Annotated in this window: 16 protein-coding genes; 3 read left to right on the top strand and 13 right to left on the bottom strand. The window is 43.6% G+C overall.

Translation table 11 applies throughout. The features are described 5' to 3' along the window. Window positions 1-428: 428 nt before the first annotated feature. The 6 genes from infB to radA form a co-directional block, all read right to left on the bottom strand. The gene (gene infB / locus PN457_RS05190; protein WP_271731774.1) at window positions 429-3,593 is read right to left on the bottom strand and encodes a translation initiation factor IF-2; all 3,165 of its coding nucleotides are present in this window, start codon (window positions 3,591-3,593) and stop codon (window positions 429-431) included. Window positions 3,594-4,011: 418 nt separating this feature from the next. Next, window positions 4,012-4,281, bottom strand: coding sequence for a YlxR family protein (locus tag PN457_RS05185; protein ID WP_271731773.1), 270 nt, complete (start codon window positions 4,279-4,281; stop codon window positions 4,012-4,014). Window positions 4,282-4,431: 150 nt separating this feature from the next. Beyond that, complete coding sequence (nusA, locus tag PN457_RS05180) at window positions 4,432-5,709, bottom strand: transcription termination factor NusA (protein WP_271731772.1); 1,278 nt, start codon at window positions 5,707-5,709, stop codon at window positions 4,432-4,434. Window positions 5,710-5,962: 253 nt separating this feature from the next. Further along, on the bottom strand, window positions 5,963-6,424 hold the full coding sequence (rimP, locus tag PN457_RS05175; protein ID WP_271731771.1) for a ribosome maturation factor RimP: 462 nt from the start codon (window positions 6,422-6,424) through the stop codon (window positions 5,963-5,965). A 213-nt stretch (window positions 6,425-6,637) separates the two neighbouring features. After that, window positions 6,638-8,071: a hypothetical protein gene (locus PN457_RS05170; RefSeq protein WP_271731770.1), complete on the bottom strand. Its 1,434-nt coding sequence runs from the start codon at window positions 8,069-8,071 to the stop codon at window positions 6,638-6,640. A 202-nt stretch (window positions 8,072-8,273) separates the two neighbouring features. Further along, the gene (radA, locus tag PN457_RS05165) at window positions 8,274-9,800 is read right to left on the bottom strand and encodes a DNA repair protein RadA (RefSeq protein ID WP_271731769.1); all 1,527 of its coding nucleotides are present in this window, start codon (window positions 9,798-9,800) and stop codon (window positions 8,274-8,276) included. A gap of 170 nt (window positions 9,801-9,970) precedes the next feature. Between radA and rpaB the strand changes: the two genes are divergently transcribed. From rpaB to PN457_RS05150, 3 genes are all read left to right on the top strand, one after another. Then, window positions 9,971-10,699: a response regulator transcription factor RpaB gene (gene rpaB, locus PN457_RS05160; RefSeq protein ID WP_200989741.1), complete on the top strand. Its 729-nt coding sequence runs from the start codon at window positions 9,971-9,973 to the stop codon at window positions 10,697-10,699. 68 nt (window positions 10,700-10,767) lie between these two features. Further along, on the top strand, window positions 10,768-11,430 hold the full coding sequence (locus PN457_RS05155; protein WP_271731768.1) for a cofactor assembly of complex C subunit B: 663 nt from the start codon (window positions 10,768-10,770) through the stop codon (window positions 11,428-11,430). 6 nt (window positions 11,431-11,436) lie between these two features. After that, complete coding sequence (locus PN457_RS05150; RefSeq protein ID WP_271731767.1) at window positions 11,437-11,952, top strand: DUF456 domain-containing protein; 516 nt, start codon at window positions 11,437-11,439, stop codon at window positions 11,950-11,952. A 5-nt stretch (window positions 11,953-11,957) separates the two neighbouring features. Here the strand turns inward: PN457_RS05150 and nblB are convergent, their stop codons facing one another. The 7 genes from nblB to dpsA form a co-directional block, all read right to left on the bottom strand. After that, complete coding sequence (nblB, locus tag PN457_RS05145; protein ID WP_271731765.1) at window positions 11,958-12,629, bottom strand: phycobilisome degradation protein NblB; 672 nt, start codon at window positions 12,627-12,629, stop codon at window positions 11,958-11,960. Between the two features lie 45 nt (window positions 12,630-12,674). Beyond that, on the bottom strand, window positions 12,675-13,133 hold the full coding sequence (locus PN457_RS05140; RefSeq protein ID WP_271731764.1) for a CBS domain-containing protein: 459 nt from the start codon (window positions 13,131-13,133) through the stop codon (window positions 12,675-12,677). 120 nt (window positions 13,134-13,253) lie between these two features. Then, complete coding sequence (mutT, locus tag PN457_RS05135) at window positions 13,254-13,676, bottom strand: 8-oxo-dGTP diphosphatase MutT (RefSeq protein WP_271731763.1); 423 nt, start codon at window positions 13,674-13,676, stop codon at window positions 13,254-13,256. 165 nt (window positions 13,677-13,841) lie between these two features. After that, window positions 13,842-14,189, bottom strand: coding sequence for a DUF760 domain-containing protein (locus tag PN457_RS05130; protein WP_271731762.1), 348 nt, complete (start codon window positions 14,187-14,189; stop codon window positions 13,842-13,844). A gap of 227 nt (window positions 14,190-14,416) precedes the next feature. Beyond that, the gene (locus tag PN457_RS05125; protein ID WP_271731761.1) at window positions 14,417-15,373 is read right to left on the bottom strand and encodes an RNA polymerase sigma factor, RpoD/SigA family; all 957 of its coding nucleotides are present in this window, start codon (window positions 15,371-15,373) and stop codon (window positions 14,417-14,419) included. A 732-nt stretch (window positions 15,374-16,105) separates the two neighbouring features. Beyond that, complete coding sequence (carB, locus tag PN457_RS05120) at window positions 16,106-19,381, bottom strand: carbamoyl-phosphate synthase large subunit (RefSeq protein WP_271731760.1); 3,276 nt, start codon at window positions 19,379-19,381, stop codon at window positions 16,106-16,108. Between the two features lie 711 nt (window positions 19,382-20,092). Beyond that, window positions 20,093-20,647, bottom strand: coding sequence for a DNA starvation/stress protection protein DpsA (gene dpsA / locus PN457_RS05115; RefSeq protein ID WP_271731759.1), 555 nt, complete (start codon window positions 20,645-20,647; stop codon window positions 20,093-20,095). Window positions 20,648-20,861: the final 214 nt, after the last annotated feature.

Here is a 20,861-nt window from a genome sequence, read left to right as displayed (position 1 = left end):
GCTCAAAATACTTCTTCGTGCAGATGGTTATTCTTACTCGCACCTTGATTATATCATCACGGCGAATCAATTCGCCGTTGGCACTTCCTCCACTGTCTAAAGCCAAGTGGAGGAAGTGCCTTTTTTGCGATTTTCTTGTGACATCATTCTAAACTGATTGCAAGCAATAGAGTATAGGCTTCTCATCTAATCCACCTATTGCCATGCCTACCCATCCTAGGCTATCGGAGGCGATGAGCTTTGCTTTAAGTCTACTCAATGCTCTACCGCCGATATAAATTTCTTACCTTCCTGAGGAAACTACAAAATACCGAGACAATTCATCAAGGGAGCAGAAGGCATTGATGAGTTTTGAACTGTGAGTTATGCACTCATTTGATCTCAAAACTCATCATTTTCACTCACAACCCAGAAATGAGCAACCAGCACTATTTCGTCAATGTGAGTGTACGACGCTTAGTTACCATTTGGAAGGCTTCAATCAAGTCACCTTCTACCCAGTCATGGAACTTATCAATGTTGATACCGCATTCATAACCGGAGTTAACTTCTCGCGCATCTTCCTTCATCCGTTTGAGGGAGTCAAGGACACCTTCATAAATGACCTTACCGGCACGACGCACTCGCACCTTGCAGTTGCGAACCAATTTGCCAGACTGTACATAACAACCAGCCACGGCTCCACGCCCCACAGGGAAGACGGCACGGACTTCGGTTTGGCCAAGGGGTTCTTCCACCAACTCTGGTTCCAGCAGACCTTCTAAAGCTCCTTGGATATCTTCCAAAAGTTTGTAGATGATATTGTATTCCCTCACATCCACCCCGGCTTCATCGGCGGCTTGTCTAGCGCCACTAGCATAGGTAGTATTGAAACCAATGATCACAGCGCCACTAGCTGCGGCTAGGTCAATATCGGTTTCAGTTATTTCCCCAGCGGTTGCCAATAGCATACGAATTTGAACTTCGTTTTGGGGGATTTGTCTGAGAGATCCAACAATAGCTTCCACAGAACCTTGTACGTCTGCCTTTAAGATTAAGTTGAGTTCTTTCAACTCTCCCTCTTGTGCTTGGGCCGAGAGGGTGGTCAAAGTGACACGCCCTTGTAACAGACGGGATAGACGTTGTTTGTCAGCGCGATCACTAGCCAGGGTTCTGGCTTCTTTTTCGTTAGCGAAGACCTGGAATTCATCGCCCGCGGCTGGGACATCACTTAAACCGAGTACTTCCACAGCAAAAGAAGGACTAGCAAGCTCTACTCGTTTGCCTCGGTCATCTACCATTGCCCGAACTTTACCAAACGCCGAGCCGGCCACTAACATATCTCCCACATGGAGGGTACCATTCTGAATCAGCAGGGTAGCAACTGCGCCTTTTGCCTTATCCAGATGTGCTTCAATCACTGTGCCCTTAGCAGACCTGTCTGGATTGGCACAGAGTTCTCCCACTTCTGCTACTAGCAAAATCATATCCAGAAGCGTATCGAGGTTTTCGCCCTTGATAGCACTTACAGGAACCATGATTGTTTCACCGCCCCACTCTTCAGGTGTGAGACCATACTGAGTGAGTTCTTGTTTAACTCGGTCTGGTTGTGCGCCTTCCTTATCAATTTTGTTAATGGCAACAACAATTGGTACTCCGGCAGCTTGGGCGTGACTAATAGCCTCTACCGTTTGGGGACGAACACCGTCATCAGCAGCCACTACTAAAATCGCAATATCAGTTACCCTTGCCCCCCGCGCCCGCATAGCCGTAAATGCCTCATGTCCGGGAGTATCAAGAAAAACTATCTGCTGTTCTTTTCCCTCATGTTGCACATCCACATGGTATGCACCAATGTGTTGGGTAATACCACCAGCTTCCCCAGCAGCAACCTTAGTTTTCCGAATGGAGTCAAGCAGAGTTGTCTTCCCATGGTCTACGTGACCCATAATTGTCACCACAGGGGGACGCCGCTGGAGTAGCTCCATATCTGCCACATCAAGCATTTCCGTGACTTTACGGGCTTCTGCTTCTGGTTGAGCAGTTTCCACTTCTATCTCCAGATCTTTTCCTATTAAGGTAATGGTGGGGATATCCAAATTCTGGGTGATACTTACAGCCATACCTTTGAGGAAAAGGATTTTCACAATCTCTGTATCGGCGATCGCAAAAACATCAGCCAGTTCTTGGACTGTCATTGGCCCTGTGATCACTACCTTTTCAGGACGTTCACGCTTTGTCTCCAATTCTTGGCGACGGTTTTGGTCGCGACGAGAGAAGGATTTTTTCTTTCTAGCAGTTGGGGCGCTAATAACTGCTGCTGCAGGTGACTGTGTACCTCGAGCAGCTTTTGGTTTAGGAGGACGGGCGATGGAAAGACTAACCTGGACTGTAGCTGGTGAGTCTTGATCCTCATCATCGAGTAAATCCTCTTCTTCAAAGTCATCTTCAACGATTGGTTTAACCCGCTTGCCTTTAGGTCCTACTTTACCGGACTTTTCCTTGATTTCGTCAATAATTTCTTCCTCTTGCCACCTTTTACCACCTTTAGCCAGACGCGGTGGTGTGGGGCGTTTCAAATCAAGTAGTTCCGGTGCGATCACATCAGTATCCAGGTCGGGTTTTACCTGTCCCCCTGACATGGGTTTTGGCGGAGTAGCAATTGGCATTGCGGCTACAACTTCTGACGGACGTACTGGACGACTAGGTCTTGTCCCATCTGCCAGTGGTGCACTTCGTAACCGCTGCTCCTGGTGACCTTGTCCGGGCGGCCGATTGCCTTTTTGTTCTGCTTTGACTGGATTTGTGGGAGTAGCACGATGCTGTTTTGCCGCTGGGGCTTGTGGGCTGTCACTGCTAGTGCCTCGTTGCGGCTTCTGCTTGACTTGATCGCGCTTGAGTACTGGTTTTTCTGTGGAACTCTGGCCGATTCCTACACGGTAATTTCCAGCCACCGGTCTGGCTGGCGGCTCCGCCAGATGGGGTTTTTGCGGTTTTTCCGCTTTTGGTTTAGGGGAAACCCCACTTCGGCTGCGTTCAGTTCCAGCTTTTTCAGGTTTTGCGGCTGCTCTTGTTTCTAGCGCCTGTGTATTAGAAACTGGATCTACTGGTTTGATTGCAGGTTCTGGTGAGGTCTCAGATTGATTCCGGGGTACAGGTCGAATTGGTGCCGTCGGCTTCATGGGTGAGACTGGTGTATCGATTGGCTCTGATTGTGAAGAAGAATGAACTTCTGAGGAAGCAAGTTGGCTATCATTAGCCACTGAAGCTTGGGGGGCGTTTCGGGTATTATTTCTCAATATTTTGGGTTTGCGAATTTCCAAAATTTGTGGTTTGTGAGGTGGTGTAGGTCGATTGCGATTGCCTCCGGCACTGCGCTTTGCGCCATCGCCAGGTTGTGATGTATTTAGTTTACTAGATGTATTGTTGCCTTTCAAATTATTAGCCGTCAGTTTTTCGGCAGCCGTGCGTATACGTTCTGCCTCAGATTCGGAAATAGTGCTGCTATGGCTTTTAACCGCGATTTCGAGCTGATCGCAAATAGCTAATAGCTCTTTGTTATCCAAATTCAATTCCTTTGATAATTCGTAGATTCTAACTTTGCCGTTGTTCATCCACTCTTCCCCTTTAATTTACAGTTTTTTAGCGGATGGTTGCCTGGTTTCGGACATCTCCATCCTTCGATTACTGTTTTAGGTTGCCCTTGGTGATTTTGCCGGTGCCTCCAGTCAGGAAAGAGAGATATTTCGGTTTAACTCTGACATCTCCACCAATAATCATGATGGTTGATGCCCAGCTGCCCCTGATCGCTACCAGGTTGCCATTCTTTAGTTTTTTGTTTTGCTGATTCTGAGTCTTCCACAACACAATCGAGTAAAACTTTTTGGGGGTATTGCCCTGCCACTCGTCTTGTAAAAAAGCCGCTGGTTACTACACCCATTTACTATTTTGGCATTCACCCCATTAATTGCAGAGTCGGCTTTATGCACAAAGACTCTGGGGATTACCGCCTCCAGGTTTTTCCACCCGTTGTTAATTTTGATTTTGGGCATGGGTTTGGCCTAGACGTTGCCACAATGTTTGATACAGTGTTTCAGGCACTGATGCATGTAGCGATCGCCCCAGTCTATTTTTTTTCTGAGCCGCTTGTAGGCAACTCATTTGGGGGCATATATAGGCAGAACGCCCCATCCCCTGATCTAATTGTACCTTTCCGGATGGAAAAACGCGGACAACCCGCCAAAAGTCTTCTTTCAAGCCGACTTGACGGCAACTAATACAACGTCGATAATTCGGTTTCATTGGTCTTATTTGACTACAGGGGAGCAATCTGGTTGTGAAAATAAAGTTGGCTTTACCAATCTTTACTTAATAGTGGCATGATTGATTCTGTGGTAATCATTAAGACTAGTAATCTTGTCAATAGTATAATAACTGCATCAGAGTCATAAGTTAATCTTGATCACTGATCTCAAAAATTTCTTCCTCCTGTTCTAGTTCCTCTTGGTTTTCATAATCTAGCTCCTCCAATTCCAGATCATCTGCCTCTGGTTTATATTGGGCTCGTGCAGCCGCGAACTTAGTATCCTCTCCCGTATAATCGTACTTAGCTTTGTCTTTGATGTCGATTTTCCAACCAGTGAGACGGGCTGCTAAACGAACATTTTGTCCTTCCTTACCAATAGCTAAACTCAGTTGATCTTCAGCTACAAGTACGTGAGTTTGGCGGGTTTCAGGATCCATGAGACGGACTTCATCCACCCGGGCTGGACTCAAAGCGTTAGCAATATATGTAGATGGATCTGGAGACCAACGAATCACATCTATTTTTTCCCCACGTAATTCGTTGACTACTACTTGAATGCGTGACCCCCGTGCACCAATACAAGCGCCAACTGGGTCTACATCCCGCTCAAGGGTATCTACTGCAATTTTAGTCCGAGGACCAACATAACGGGAAGGCGGATTAGCTTCTCGTGCTACGGCAACAATTCTGACTACCTCATCTTCAATTTCTGGGACTTCGTTAGCAAACAGATAAACAACCAAACCAGCATCAGCACGGGATACTAGCAACTGAGGACCCCGTTGTTGCCCTTGGGAAACCTTTTTGAGATACACCTTAAAAGTAGCATTAGCCCGATAATTATCATTGGGGAGTTGTTCTCGCTTTGGTAATTCAGCTTCCACTTCCGGCTGACCAAAGCCACTGGCCACTGCCAAAATCACCGATTGTCTTTCAAACCGTAAAACTCTAGCTTGTAGGACAGTTCCTTCTAAGTCTTGGAATTCTTCTTGCACCATTTGGCGTTGCTGATCCCGGAGTTTCTGAGCCAGCACTTGCTTGGTTTGCATGGCTGCCATGCGACCAAATTCTCGCTGATCTGGGGTGACATCCAGCACTACAGAGTCTCCCAATTGTGCTTCAGGAGCGACCTGTTGCACTTCATCGAGGGATATCTGATGGTCGGAGTTCTCCACTGATTGCACAATGCTTTTCGTAGAAAGAACGCGAAATCCTTCTCCTTCGATGTCAAGTTCTACCTCGAAATTCTCAAAATACTCTTCATCAAATTGTCTTCGTTCTAAGTTTTGGGCGCGACGATAACGTTCGTAGCCTTTAAGCAATGCTTCTCTAATAGCTGACTGAACTGCTAGACGTGGCAAATTGCGCTCACGACTGATACTTTCAATTAATTCTTTTAATCCTGGTAAACTAACCATTGACATAAGTAATCTCCTTTAAAATCGAGTCTAAAAAAAATAGGGATAAGGAAAATTAGAGGCGCAATTAATCAACCCGCGCCCTGTCAACTTTCCCAAGTTAGAGATAATTCATCAATTACCCCTAATAAACTCTCCTCTATACAAAGGGGTGGAGAGTGAGAAACTACACATTAGAGGCTTGGGATTAGAGAAAAGTTTGACTCTACTCCCTAGCCTTTTACTTCCAGTTACTGTTGTCTAGCTCTGAGTTCCTCACCTATGGGTGCTCATCTAGTTGCACCCTAGTAATCAGAGTGCGGGGAATTTCGATCACACGACCTTTTTGGTTTAAGTAAACAGTGACTTCATCCCGGCGAATCAACTGACCAATCCACTCTTGTTGTCCATCGTAGGGTTGGGAAGTGGAGATAATCACAGGAAATCCCTTAAAGGAAATAAATTCCCTGTCTGTAATTAATTGTCGTGAAATTCCAGGACTGGACACTTCCAAGACATAAGCATCTGGAATGATCTCCGCCGCATCTAAGGAAGCTTCTAAAGCCCGACTCATAAGCTCACAATCATTCAGTCCAGTGTCTTTTTGAGGGTTGCGGATATCTACCCTTAATACTGGAGGACGCTGGTTAGTCTGAAAAACTATGCCAACGAGTTCCAAGCCCAGTTCTGCTGCTACTGGTATTGCCAAATCGATAATTTGTGAAACTAAAGGATGAGTCATGCGAAATTTCAATAAAAAAAGTGGGCATCGACCCACTTCCTGCGATAGGGATATCTTCCAAGAAGTCTTGTGACGAATCAATAATGGTTCGTCTCTCTTCCGAGTTTAGCGCATTTCTTTAAGAGTCTATAGTAAATAGTCATTGGTCACTGGTTATTAGTCAATCTCTTGTGCCCTTATCCTCCTTATTCCACTGATATCCATCATTTTGAGCTAATTTTGGTTCTTAACCGGGAGAATGTTATTGTTATCTACTGATGCTTGTATTTTTAGCTGTCTGGTTTGTTCCATAATCTGGTCTATGTCTTCTTGGGATAACCGCTGGACATAGTTGAGCTTAAGTTCTTCGAGGTAGTCAGACATTAAGCTTTGAATTTCCGCAATTACGTGTTTTTGCTGTACTTCTTCGGAGAATATTTTGCTAAAGCTTTGCGCTAGTTGAATAGAAAGTTTGCCTCCTACAGGGTCTTTCATAGCTGTAGTGACCGCGCTGTAAAGGTTTCTGGTAAGTTGAGTTGCTAGTTGCTCACTGAGTTGGGCTTGTATATTACCTAATCCCCAAGGTACAAGGTGGCGATAAAGAGGGACTTGATTAATGGTGGTGGCAATATTGTGACGTAAAATGGCAATGATTTCTGGTTGAACTTTCGGCAGTACTTGATAGACTACAGTTTGCACTAAAATATTCGTGATCGCTTCTATTTCATTGATGTTGTTAATATTTATATAGGGACTCGCATTTTGTTTTTGCGTCAGCCATCTGGTGAAATCGCCGCTGCGAATTGAACCTTGAAGCTGGTTAATGACTCTGACTACCACTATTTCTGTGAGGTCTTCGGCAAAATTCGCTAATATTGATTGGTTTATTTGCTGCTGCAAGGGCTGAAGATTTAATAACCTGGCTTGGTGTAGGCGCACTGTTACCGGTATTACCCGTAACCAACGCCAAAAAGGCAATACTAAGAACAAGTCATACCAGCGCCACAATATAGCATTTACCCAGGTAAAATTGGGATGACGACTGCGCAAATAAAAGGAGCACCCCAATAATTCTATGCCAAATAGCAAGATAAAGGGTAAATCAATCTGCCAAAAGTTATCAAGCAATTCCCCATTTTCCCCGATGCGGCGGAAATAGTTGCTGGCTATTAAAGGTCGGATTTGTCTGTTAAAAAAGTTAATCTCTTGGTTCCATCCTTGTGTCGATAAATACTCTCGACTCCAGAAGGTATTAAAAGACTGTTTTGCAGATTCTTGACCGATGCGATCGCGCATCCGATTTTTAGCTTTTTCAAAATTACCACCTTTATTCACTGCTGCAAAGGGGTTACCGTCCACCATCTCATTACTGAGACGACCAAGTTCTTCTAACTTAATTTTGGCTTCTGGGGAAGTTAGCCCCGTTTGACTCACCTGGTCTTGGAGTGCGTCTACTTTATTTAAATAATTTCTCGTTTCTCTATGGTCTTCAATACCCTTAACAGGGTCATAAACTCGGGTAATTTGGGGTAAATTCCGTAAATAGAAATCCCGCCACGGTATGTAAGTTAAGTTAAAAAATACTAAACATAAATTAACCGTGGCCATGATTGCCATGACCCTTTCAAAAAGCAGGTTTGATGATTTTAAAGGCTTTTGTTTACTCATTGACTGTGATTATTTGCTCACTGGTTGGGCTTGTGCGGATATAATACGGATATATATACAGCACCTCTCCAGTCAATGAACTACACAGATATTAATATAGTAAATCTCATGGGACGGGCAGGCAAGCCCGTCTTCTAAGCAGATGAGATATGCTGTATATTTAGGGTGCTGGTTTCCGGAAAAACTTGTCAATGAGTTACCCCTACTGTGAGGTGTATTCCTCCTCCTCCAGTTCTAAATCGCTGTCCTCTAGGGTTTGGTGGGGAATGGCGGCAATAATTGCATCTATCACTTTAGATACTGCTAATATCTCGATGTTAAAATCGGGGTATTTTTGCCCTTTAGGAACGATTGCTCGTTTAAATCCCAGTTTAGCAGCTTCTTTTAATCGTAGTTCCATTTGAGACACAGATCGCACTTGTCCCCCTAATCCCACTTCACCAATTAATATTGTACCCGGCTCAACTATGCGATCGCGGAAACTGGCAACAATAGCGACGGCTATTCCTAAATCCACCGCTGGTTCCTCCACATTTAAACCACCCGCTGAGGCCACGTAAGAATCTAATTTTGACATGGGAATCCCGACCCGCTTCTCTAAAACAGCCAGAATCTGCACCAGACGGTTATAGTCTATCCCTGTACCTGCACGCCGGGGAGAAGGGTAACTAGTAGGACTGACCAAAGCCTGTAATTCTACTACAATGGGGCGAGTACCCTCACAAGCTACCACAAGAGCTGTTCCCGGTGCTGGGTCATCACGGTTACCTAAAAATAACTCTGAAGGATTAGGCACTTCTCGCAGTCCGTTCTGCACCATTTCAAAAATACCAATTTCGTGAGTGGCACCGAAACGATTCTTGACAGTTCTTAATAACCTGTGGGAGGCAAAGCGATCGCCCTCAAAATATAATACTGTATCTACTAAATGTTCTAAAACCTTCGGTCCGGCGATGGCTCCTTCCTTAGTGACGTGTCCGACAATTAACATCGTAATATCTTCATGTTTTGCCACCTTCATCAAAGCTGCTGTACACTCCCTCACCTGGGCCACAGAACCGGGTGCTGAGGTCAGCGCCGGAAAAAATATTGTTTGAATACTGTCAATTACCGCCAGATTCGGCCTTAGTGAGTCCATCTCCTTTAATATTTCTTCTAAGTCTGTTTCTGGTAATACATATAAATCAGCATTTATACCCTCTTCTCCTACCTCGTTTGCTGTGGCTTCTGATTGCTCACTGGTGAGATGCTGGGTTTTTGCTACTCCCAAGCGAGAGGCTCGCAATTTTACCTGTTGTCCTGATTCTTCTCCTGTGACGTAGAGAATGCGGTATTTTTGCGCTAACTGGTTTGATACTTGTAGTAGTAAAGTAGATTTACCAATTCCCGGATCACCACCAATTAGCACCATGGAACCAGGGACAACACCACCACCTAGCACGCGATCAAGTTCACCATACCCAGATTCCCAACGGGCGATTTGGCGATCGCTAATTTGATCAAATGTCAGGGAAGCTCTAGGTTTTGCTGGTTTAACCGTAGATTTACCAGGATTGTGACTTCCTTGCCAACCAGTTATCCCACCCCTAGTCAGCACATCTACTGATGATTGAATCGTAATTTGCTCTTCTAAAGAATTATATGTACCACAAGCTGGACACTTACCAAACCACTGGGGAGATTCTGCTCCACACTCGTTACAAATGTAAAAGGTTTTAGGCTTTGCCATTATTTAAAGTTGTTCAAAAATCTTAATGTTTTCTTAATTGTTGGTCAAAACTAAAATCAAATAAGAATAAGAGTTAGAGCTTTTTCCCAATCAATTGATGGAATGATATCTTAATATTATGGTATTAAAAATTAATCATGTTAAATTTTAGTTAAGGAGCATAGAGAAACTTGGAAAGCCATAAAGAAAAAATCTTGGTGGTAGACGACGAAGCCAGTATTCGCCGGATTTTGGAAACGCGCCTTTCCATGATTGGCTACGATGTGGTCACTGCGGGAGATGGAGAAGAAGCTTTAGAAACCTTTCGCAAATCAGAACCTGACCTAGTAGTGCTAGATGTGATGATGCCAAAGCTGGATGGCTACGGCGTATGTCAAGAATTGCGTAAAGAATCCGATGTTCCCATTATCATGCTAACAGCCTTGGGGGACGTTGCCGATCGCATCACCGGTCTAGAATTAGGTGCTGATGACTATGTTGTCAAACCATTTTCCCCCAAAGAGCTAGAAGCTCGCATTCGCTCAGTACTCAGACGAGTAGACAAAACAGGGGCTTCTGGTATTCCTAGCTCCGGGGTGATTCATGTTGGTAACATTAGAATAGACACCAACAAACGCCAAGTCTACAAAGGGGATGAGCGCATTCGGTTGACAGGTATGGAATTTAGTCTCCTAGAGCTACTAGTTAGCCGTTCGGGAGAAGCATTTTCTCGCTCAGAAATCTTACAGGAAGTATGGGGTTACACACCAGAACGCCATGTAGATACCCGTGTCGTAGACGTACATATTTCCCGTTTGCGGGCTAAATTAGAAGATGATCCTAGTAATCCAGAATTAATTCTCACAGCTAGAGGTACTGGTTATTTGTTTCAGAGGATAATTGAACCAGGCGAGGAATAAGCACAGTTGTAAAAAGTCAATAGTTGTATTCTCGCAACTAATGACTAATCACTAATGACTAACCACTAATGGCCAAATCTGACCCCAATAAAATTTTACGCCGTTTACCCCTAGCTGTGGGTGGGTTAGGCGCTGTACTTTTGCTAATTAACCGGTTGCTGACTCCAGAACTAACAGAGTCCCAAGCACGTGGGGATGTAGTGGGCGTAATTTTGAGTGCAGTTTTGATTCTCACAGGTTTAATATGGCAGCAAGTACAGCCGCGATCGCCTGATTCTGTAGAATTAATTGGGGAAGAAGGTTTTGTACTTGCACCAGACTTACCAGAGACCGTCAAAACCGAACTAGCGTGGGCATCTCGTTTATTATTAACTAATACAGTCACCCGCTCACTGGTAGTAGTGTATAAAAACCAGGTTCTCCTGCGTCGTGGTATTCTGGGTGCTAAATCGAAAGTAATACCAGGTCCCATCCTCAAACGAGTATTGGAAACACAAAAGCCAATTTATCTCGTAGCTTTGAAAGTATACCCCGGGAGAATTGAATTTGATTACTTACCAGAAAACACACAAGGTGTAATTTGTCAACCAATTGGTCAGGAAGGAGTGATGATTTTAGGAGCCAATGCACCCCGCAGCTACACCAAACAAGATGAACAATGGATTGCGGGAATTGCTGATAAATTAGCAGTAACCTTGCATTCCTCCTTGCTAGCTAATATGGAGATTTAAAACCTTATGCTTACTTATTGGCTACTAATTACCCTCATGGTAGTGGGGGTAATTGGTTCGGTGGTTCCCGGTATACCCGGAAGCAGTTTAATTCTAACTTCTATGATTATTTGGGGTATACTGGGTAGTTCCTTTGCAGCCATCAAAATACCACTGGTTGTCACAATTGTAGTTTTAATTCTCAGCATCGCCGTAGATTTTCTAGCTGGCTACTTAGGAGCAAAAAAAGCCGGTGCTAGTAAGTGGGGACAAATCGGCGCTATCCTAGGATTGATATTAGGCTTTTTTGGCTTACTACCAACCTTACCCTTCGGCGGACCTCTGTTAGGAATTTTATTAGGTCCGCTACTAGGCGCAATTATTGCTGAGTTTATTTACCGACGCGAACTATGGCCAGCAGTTAAGGCTGGTGTAGGCATTATAGTGGGTTCGGTAATTGGAAACTTAATTCAAGGAGTTTTAGCGATCGCCGCAGTTGTAGTTTTTATAGTCACAACTTGGCCTCAAGTATATGGAAGTTGAGAGAATCAAGCCAAATTTAAAGATTTTTTAGCTTCATTAGCTACCGCTTCCACTTCGTCATCAGTAAGAGTTTCTAAAAGCAAGTGAGCATCAGTACCACCTAAACGACTCAAAGCTTGAACAACCCTATAACGGATTTGCCAGTCGGAGCTAGTAATAAAGGGAGCTAAAAGGGGAACTGCTTCCATATCTCCCAACTCACCCAACGAACTAATCGCAGCTGTTTGGACTAATTCATTTTTTGATGATAGTGCTTCTTTGAGTAGTTCAAAGCCCCGTGGATCACCCAACTCTCCCAATGTCGCAATAACACTAAACTGCACCAGCCATTCAGGGCTTGTATTGTAAAGTTGCTGTAAATCTTCAAAAGCATCTTCGAGTTTTAACGCCCCCAAACAATCAGCCGCAGCAGCTTGTACATCAGGTTCAGGGTCATTGAGCATACCGCGCAATACATCCAAAGACAACTCTAAATTTTGCCTTCCCAGAGTATCCATCTGACTTACTGCTGAGTATCTTACTCGCGAATTACGGTCACCCATAGCAACTTGAATCAGTTCAAAAGCCGTTGCTGGTTCCAGTTCACGAACTTGATTAACACCACGCAAGCGATCGCCCAGATTTTCCGAACTCAGCAACTGCCGGACAGACTCAGAAGTAATATTAGTAATATTCATTTATTTGTCCTAAATTTTGTAAATTTTTTTAAAAAGCCTTGAATATTAACTACTTGCCATAGCCCGAACAATATCACCACGGGTAAGGATACCAACCACCTGACTCTCGCCGTCAATCACTGGTAGGCGGTGAACATTCCGTTCATGCATCAATTGTGCTGCTGCTTTGACAGTTTTATCCGGTGAAATACTTACAGCATTGGGACTCATTACCTCCCCAACAGTTTGTCCCAATACCTTGTGTATTTCCCTTTCATAAGTAGCGGGGTTTTGTAAATAGATGACGCTGTCTAGAAACATGATGTAAGCCGGAGGAGTCACACCAGTTTCTTGCCACATCAAGTCTGTTTCTGAAATAATACCCACCAGCTTACCAGCGTTATCCACCACTGGTAAACCACTAATGCGTTTTTCTGCCATAATTTGAATGGCCTCCTGAAGTGGAGTTTCCTTTCCCACAACAATTGGGTCACAGGTCATAACATCACTAACGGTCTTAGGCATTTGCTTACTGATACCCATGCAGTTAATGAAATATTATATCATCCCCCCGGCAACAGGATCACTACTTAGATAATGCAACAGGCTCCAGTACACCAAAAAGTCTTTTATTCAAAAATAATATCAATTTCTAACTTCCCGCCTTAACGCTGCGATAATTTGACTATTAGCCTCGGGAAAGGTAAATTTTTCCAGATCATCCAAATCCACCCAGCAAATTTCATCGCACCCTATGGTTTGAGGAATACCCATAATTAGACGACAATGATACACCATCAGAGTAACCCGCAAATGAGTATAAGTATGATCAATAGTAATTAAATGCTCTCCCACCGCGATTTCTATGGCTAGTTCTTCTTTAATTTCTCGTTTAATACATTCTTCGATGGTTTCACCAGGCTCAATTTTGCCTCCGGGAAACTCCCATAAACCACCCATCACACCTTGGGGAAGACGACGATCAATTAAAATTTGCTGATGCTGGTTCCAAATTACCGCCACACCGATAATTTTGTGAGGTTGGCAAGAAGAACTAGTTGTACTCATATATTATCGGGGGGTGGAGACTCCGCTAAAGTAAAAAAGTTAAGGGGATTATTGGTGAGTCCGTCCTCCCCGGAGACTAAATGCCCTGCACGCACACCCATTGCCTGAAGGCGTTTGATGTAAGATTTAGGTAACAGTATTGACTTTTTTAGGGAAAATTAGAAATCATGAGTCAACTGCGTGATGATTCTCTTCGGTTCCTTGTAAAACAGTTTCAAAATGCATTCTCTGTTCAGCGTTCCGGAGAAAATAACCGCTAATCATTGCCGAAGCCAGTAGCTGACCAAGACTTTCCCGACTGGTGGTGATTGTAATGTCGAAGTGTTCTGAAGGTAGGTTGCCTAATAATCCAATGATATTACGCTCCATTACCTGAATAACTTCAGAGGAAGTTGGCTTTGATAGTTGGGTAACTGTGTCCGGAGTCAGAGATTTAACGTATTGCCACAGTAAGTTAGTAGTTTCTGAATCACCGTTAAAAAATTCTGAGACCTTCTTGGATTGGTTACTCATCTTGTACCTCCTGTACTCACACTACTAACTGTAGTGTGGTGTTTGCAACTTGAATAATAATTTAGTTATTTGAACAGCCGATAAACTGTTCCTATCAATCTAATTTAACAGTCTAAGTCCATGCTTAAAGTCGATGTAACCGTACCTCCAGTAGCGTACTTTCTCATCTTAACCTAAACTCTGCTCACAAGTATTCCTGAGAAAGACGCGATCACTCGCGTCTGTACTCAACTTGCTAAATATTCGTTCATGTTAGCTTTAGATTTACGAAGTTTACTTAAGGCTTCTCGTTCGATTTGCCGGACTCGTTCACGACTAATCTGGAGAAGATCACCTATTTTCGCTAAAGTTAGAGCCTGTCCATCTAGTAAGCCAAAGCGCAATTTAATTACCTCCTTTTGTTGCGGGGTAAGTTCATCCATGAGGCGCTCTAAGTCAGAAGATAGAGAAGACTGCATGACAAACTCTTCTGGAGAAGCTCCGGGATCTTCTAACATTTCCCCCAGTTCGGTGTCGTAGTTATCACCCAACCGCAAATCTAAAGATAAAGGTAACCGCGCCTTTTCCAGATACTCCCGTACCTGTTTGGGTGTTAAATCTAACTCTAGAGCCAGTTCAGCAGCTGACGGTGCGCGTCCCAGTTGTTGCGATAATTGCCGTTGTGCCTTTTTGATTTTATTGAGTTTTTCAGTAATGTGAATTGGTAATCGGATAGTCCGAGCCTTTTCAGCGATCGCCCTGGTGATGGCTTGACGTATCCACCAATAAGCATAGGTAGAAAATCTGTACCCCTTGGTGGGGTCAAACTTTTCTACACCCCGCTGCATCCCAATACTACCTTCTTGAATCAAATCTAATAGATCAACGTTACGCTTAATGTACTTTTTGGCAACTGATACTACCAGACGCAAATTGGCTTCTACCATCTTGCGTTTAGCGATTTCACCCTGGGCGATCGCATCTTCCAACTCTGTTACTTCTAGATTTGCAGCTTTCGCCCACTCTTCTAGACTAGGTTGACGACCCTTCTGGTTAACCAGAGAATCCCTGACATCGTGCAAAATACGAGAAAATTGCACCTGTTTACCGTAGAAAATTTCCTCCTCGTGGGTTAAGAGTGGCACACGGCCAATCTCACGCAGGTAAGTCCGCACGAGGTCTGTGGCTGTCTGAGCGGTCTTCATGGCGCTACTCTTTGGTAATTAATGATGGATGTAACGGTAGGGTAATTAACTGATCTTTGTTGTTGTGGGATATAACCCACTGAGAATAATAACTGTTGCTCAGGTTACTACTTTATACATTCCGATGTGATCATCGGCTACTTTGTTCCCTGGCTTAGGGCTTGGCGGCTAGACTCTATAATTTATGTCTCATTTTCCACATCTGTCTTAGGTTAGATAAAACTTAATAAATCAAACATTTCTTGTATCTATATTAAAAACTGTAACATTTATGATAAAAGATGCCAATACCTGTAGACGCTGATTTTTGTGACATTTGCTAATGGATATCATTATCTTTAGCAATGGTTAGAAACACTACCAGTGGACATAATTGGCGAAATCCACAGGTTTAATCACCACAAGTGTTGTATTTTGCCCTTTTCCTCCTGTTTTAATCTATGCGTCTTGCCAGAGCCACAATTTATAGAGTTCGATCACATTTGTATCCTCTTGATTACGAATGACCTTAACCCCGCACCATAGCTGTGCTAAGAGCGTATCCAGACTTATCCCATTACGAAATACTAATCGTATTCGCTCATATTTCTTAACATATCTCAATATAAATAATAATTATGGTTCTATAATAATTACTTAATTTTTCCTGTAAATACTGCTGAGTGGACATTACCCAAAAAAGCAAAGTGGTCAACTTTGCCTGACCACTTTGTTCGTATAAGCCCGAAATTCTCAGGTGCTAGCCCCTAATTCACCCACCTTGCAGTAATCTTGGATCACCTTGACATCTAAAGTAGTATTTTGCAGCGAACGAATAGCTGCCACAGTAGCTCTAGCGCCAGCAATAGTAGTCACAATGGGGATTTTGTAGGCTAAGGCTGTACGCCGGATTAACCTAGCATCAGTTTGGGCTTCTTCCCCAGAAGGTGTATTAATAATCAATTGAATTTTCTGATTTTTAATTGCATCCAGCACGTGGGGACGACCTTCATGGAGTTTCAGGACTAACTCAACATCTAGCCCGTGTTCCTGGAGGACACGGCGTGTACCTAATGTAGCCATGACAGTAAAGCCCAATTGCATCAGTTCCTTCACCACATTCGCCGCGTCAGATTTATCGCGATCGCTCATGGAGACAAACACAGTACCCTTAAGGGGTAAAAACTCGCCAGCAGCTAATTCTGCCTTAGCAAAAGCCCGCCCAAAGTCGGTGTCAATCCCCATTACCTCACCAGTCGAGCGCATTTCTGGACCTAATATAGTGTCAGTTCCCGGAAATTTATTAAACGGTAATACTGCTTCCTTCACAGCGATATGAGATGGAATCACTTCCTGAGTTAAGTTGAGTTCTGCTAAAGTTTTCCCCGACATAATTAAAGATGCCAGTTTTGCTAAAGGTACACCCGTAGCTTTAGATACAAATGGCACAGTACGCGAAGCCCGGGGGTTAGCCTCTAGAATATAAACTTGGGGAGAATACCCTTGCGCGCCCACAACAGCAAACTGAATATTCATCAATCCGACCACAGACAATGCTTGAGCTAATTGCACCGTCCAAGTGCGGATTTGTTGCAGAACTGCTGGAGACAGGGAAATGGATGGTAGAGAACAGGCAGAATCCCCTGAGTGAATACCCGCCTGCTCAATGTGTTCCATAATGCCACCAATCACCACATTCCCCGTGTGGTCAGCGATGGCATCCACATCGACTTCAATGGCATTTTCGAGAAACTTATCAATTAAAATAGGATGATCTGGTTCTACCTGAACGGCAAAGGTCATGTAACGTTCTAATTCTGTATCAGAATAGACAATTTCCATGGCTCGTCCTCCCAAGACGTAACTAGGGCGCACTACCACTGGATAACCAATGCGTTGAGCGACAATCAGCGCATCTTCGTAACTGCGAGCAATACCATTAGGGGGTTGAGAAATATTCAACTGATTAAGAATCTTCTCGAAACGTTCTCGATCTTCCGCCATGTCAATGGAATCCGGCGATGTTCCCCAAATTTTCGTGGGGAGATCGGTGTTCTGGTTAAGAAATTCCTGTAAAGGAACCGCCAATTTTAGGGGTGTTTGTCCCCCAAACTGAATAATTATACCTACGGGATTTTCAGCTTCGATAATGTTGATCACATCTTCTTTGGTTAACGGCTCAAAGTACAGGCGATCGCTCGTGTCATAATCTGTAGAAACCGTTTCAGGATTAGAATTAACCATAATTGTCTCAAATCCCGCTTTCTTCAAAGCATAGGCCGCGTGACAACAACAATAGTCAAACTCAATTCCCTGGCCGATGCGGTTAGGACCACCGCCCAAAATCATCACTTTCGGCTTAGTGGTGGGTAAAACCTCGGTTTCTGCTTCGTAGGTAGAGTAATAGTAAGGAGTGAAAGCTTCAAACTCAGCCGCACAGGTATCTACAGTTTTATAAACCGGAATTACTCCCAATTGTTTACGGTAATTGCGGACTTCATCCTCACTCGTCTTAGTAGCAAAGGCAATCTGGCGATCGCTAAAGCCATCCCGTTTAATTGCATATAAATGCTCTTTTGTCAACTGGTGTAAAGGTGTGCGCTTCAGGAACTTTTCCACATCCAGCAGTTGCTGCATTTTATCCAAGAACCACGGATCAATGGCCGTAAGTTCGTAGATTTCCTCGCTACTTAACCCCAATTGTAAAGCATGGCGCACCGCAAAAATGCGATCGGGATGAGGGGTTCGCAATTGAGCGCGAATTTGTTCACCACTTGGCAACTTTTCCGATTGGTCACAACCCCAGCCAGCCCGTCCAGTTTCTAGAGAACGGAAAGCCTTTTGGAAAGACTCATTAAATGTCCGCCCAATGGCCATGGCTTCACCCACTGACTTCATTTGAGTTGTCAGCACAGGGTCAGAACCAGGAAACTTTTCAAAAGCGAAGCGGGGAATTTTAGTAACTACATAGTCAATAGTCGGTTCAAAGGATGCGGGGGTTTGCTTAGTGATATCATTTTTAATTTCATCCAGGGTGTATCCCACAGCTAGCTTGGCCGCAATTTTGGCAATGGGGAAACCCGTAGCTTTGGAAGCTAGGGCGGAACTGCGGGAAACACGAGGGTTCATTTCAATCACCACCACATCACCAGTCACGGGATTAACCGCAAATTGGATATTAGAGCCGCCGGTTTCTACGCCAATCTCCCGGATAATTTTAATTGCCATATCCCGGAGCCTCTGATATTCCTTATCAGTCAGCGTTTGGGCAGGGGCAACAGTAATGGAATCACCCGTGTGAATCCCCATCGGGTCTAGGTTTTCAATCGAACAGATAATCACTACATTATCTGCCAAATCCCGCATGACTTCCAACTCGTATTCTTTCCAACCGAGTAGGGATTGGTCTATGAGAATTTGCGACACTGGGCTAGCATCTATACCTACCTGTGCCATTTCTTCAAATTCTTCTTGATTATAGGCAATACCGCCACCAGTCCCCCCCATTGTAAAGGCAGGACGTATAATTAGGGGATAACTGCCAATGCGATCGGCGATTTCTTTGGCCGCTGATAAAGATGAAGCCGTACCACTAGGACAAACAGCCACCCCGATTTTTTCCATAGCTTCATTAAACAGTTTGCGGTCTTCCGCTTTCTCGATGGCTGGTAATTTAGCGCCGATTAGTTCAACGTTATACTTATCCAATGCGCCATTTTTCGCTAGGGCTACGGCAAGATTGAGTGCTGTTTGTCCTCCCATGGTAGGTAGGAGGGCATCAGGGCGTTCTTTGGCGATAACCTTTTCGACCATATCCGGTGTTAGTGGCTCAATATAGGTGCGATCCGCTGTTTCTGGATCAGTCATAATTGTTGCCGGGTTAGAATTAACTAAGACTACTTCATAGCCTTCTTCTCGCAGTGCTTTACAGGCTTGAGTACCGGAGTAGTCGAATTCACAGGCTTGACCGATGACGATAGGACCAGAGCCTAACAGTAGTATTTTCCGGATGTCTTGACGGCGGGGCATAGTTGTTGCGTTGGAGTAAGAGAATACAAATCCTGATTATTTTAAAGGTCTTTCGCCTTTGTCAGATTATTTATTATTAAGTTTTCCAGGTTGGATAGCGCATAGGGACTGGGGGGCGCTTACCTAATACGCCAGCCATTGTATCAAGGAAACTACTATAGCCTACCTTTTTGTGGATGTACTGTCCTTGTGCAGTATGGCTGATTACAAAATATATGAATCCTCCATAAGTTCCACTGCTTTTCCCACCATCAAGCAATTTTTGAGGTAAAGGTCTAATTTTCTTCCCATGTCCCGTCACATTTTTATTAAGATATGTAAGTTTTCTAGTAATAGAATAAATTATCAATAACAGAAATTGGACTATTAGTAAATATCTTCAATTGCAACTAATACTTTTTAGAATATATCTGAGAACTTTATCTAATTTGAGTGATTGGAAATCATATCTACTACGACAAAAGCCACGAACCCGGGCTTAAAAGCCTTGGTATAGTAGCGAATTATTTTCGCCAAAAACTTTTCATATATCCTCCAAGTTTCATGGTCAGTTTATGTTCTAACTAGCTTGAACATTATTGCCATACATTAAAAAAGCAGGTGTTTCAACCCTTGGGAGTTAAAACACCTGGCTTTTGTATATCTTCTTAATGTTTAAGTCTGTCAACTACTATCTGAGAGCAGACTTGACGCGAATCCAATTATCAAACTCTAATTTTCAGCAGTTTGGACAAATCCTAAAGTTAAGCTATCTTTACCCAGGAAATGAGCTAAATGGTAAGCCCTTTCCTCAGTTTTTAACAGAATTTGTTCATAGAGATAGCGGGTACCACGGTCGCCTAAACTCTCTGCCTGAGAAGCTTGACGACGAATAACCTTAATAATGGCTTGTTCTGCTGCTAAATCATTTTCTATCATTTGGCGGCAAGAATATACACCGTCGGGTTCTGGCTCAAAACAGGTAAGTTCCGCTAACTTACTAAAACTAGCCGCTGGTACACCACCCAGCCCGTTTAGGCGCTCGCCAATTTCATGGACATGACTTTGTACTTGTTCGTAGTTGTCGCTAAAGAACTCATGCAGTGAGTAAAATTCTGAACCTTCTACTACAAAATGATGCTTTTGATATTGTAAATATAGTGCTTGGAAGCTAGCTAACACAACGTTGAAACCTTCTGTTACCGGAGCAGTAACACTATGATCTAGCAGTACAGGATTGTCATAAACCTGACCAAAATTTTGTACTAAAGTTTGTGTATCAGACATTGTTCTCCTCGCTTTTTCACAGTTATGGCTTTTAACTGCTTATCTTTTATATATTAACATTTTTAGAAGAAATCAACAGCGATTAATAACAAAAAAATTAGATTTTTATTTCTGTAAATATGGTTTTTTATGAGAACTGGAATGATGCCAGGGATCTCATCACAGTTATGATTAATCAACTAATAACAGTATCTAGCAATTATTTTCTAAACAT

This window comes from Anabaenopsis arnoldii (genome assembly GCF_028331025.1).
Lineage (GTDB): Bacteria > Cyanobacteriota > Cyanobacteriia > Cyanobacteriales > Nostocaceae > Anabaenopsis > Anabaenopsis arnoldii.
This window is presented reverse-complemented; position numbering and strand designations above follow the sequence as displayed.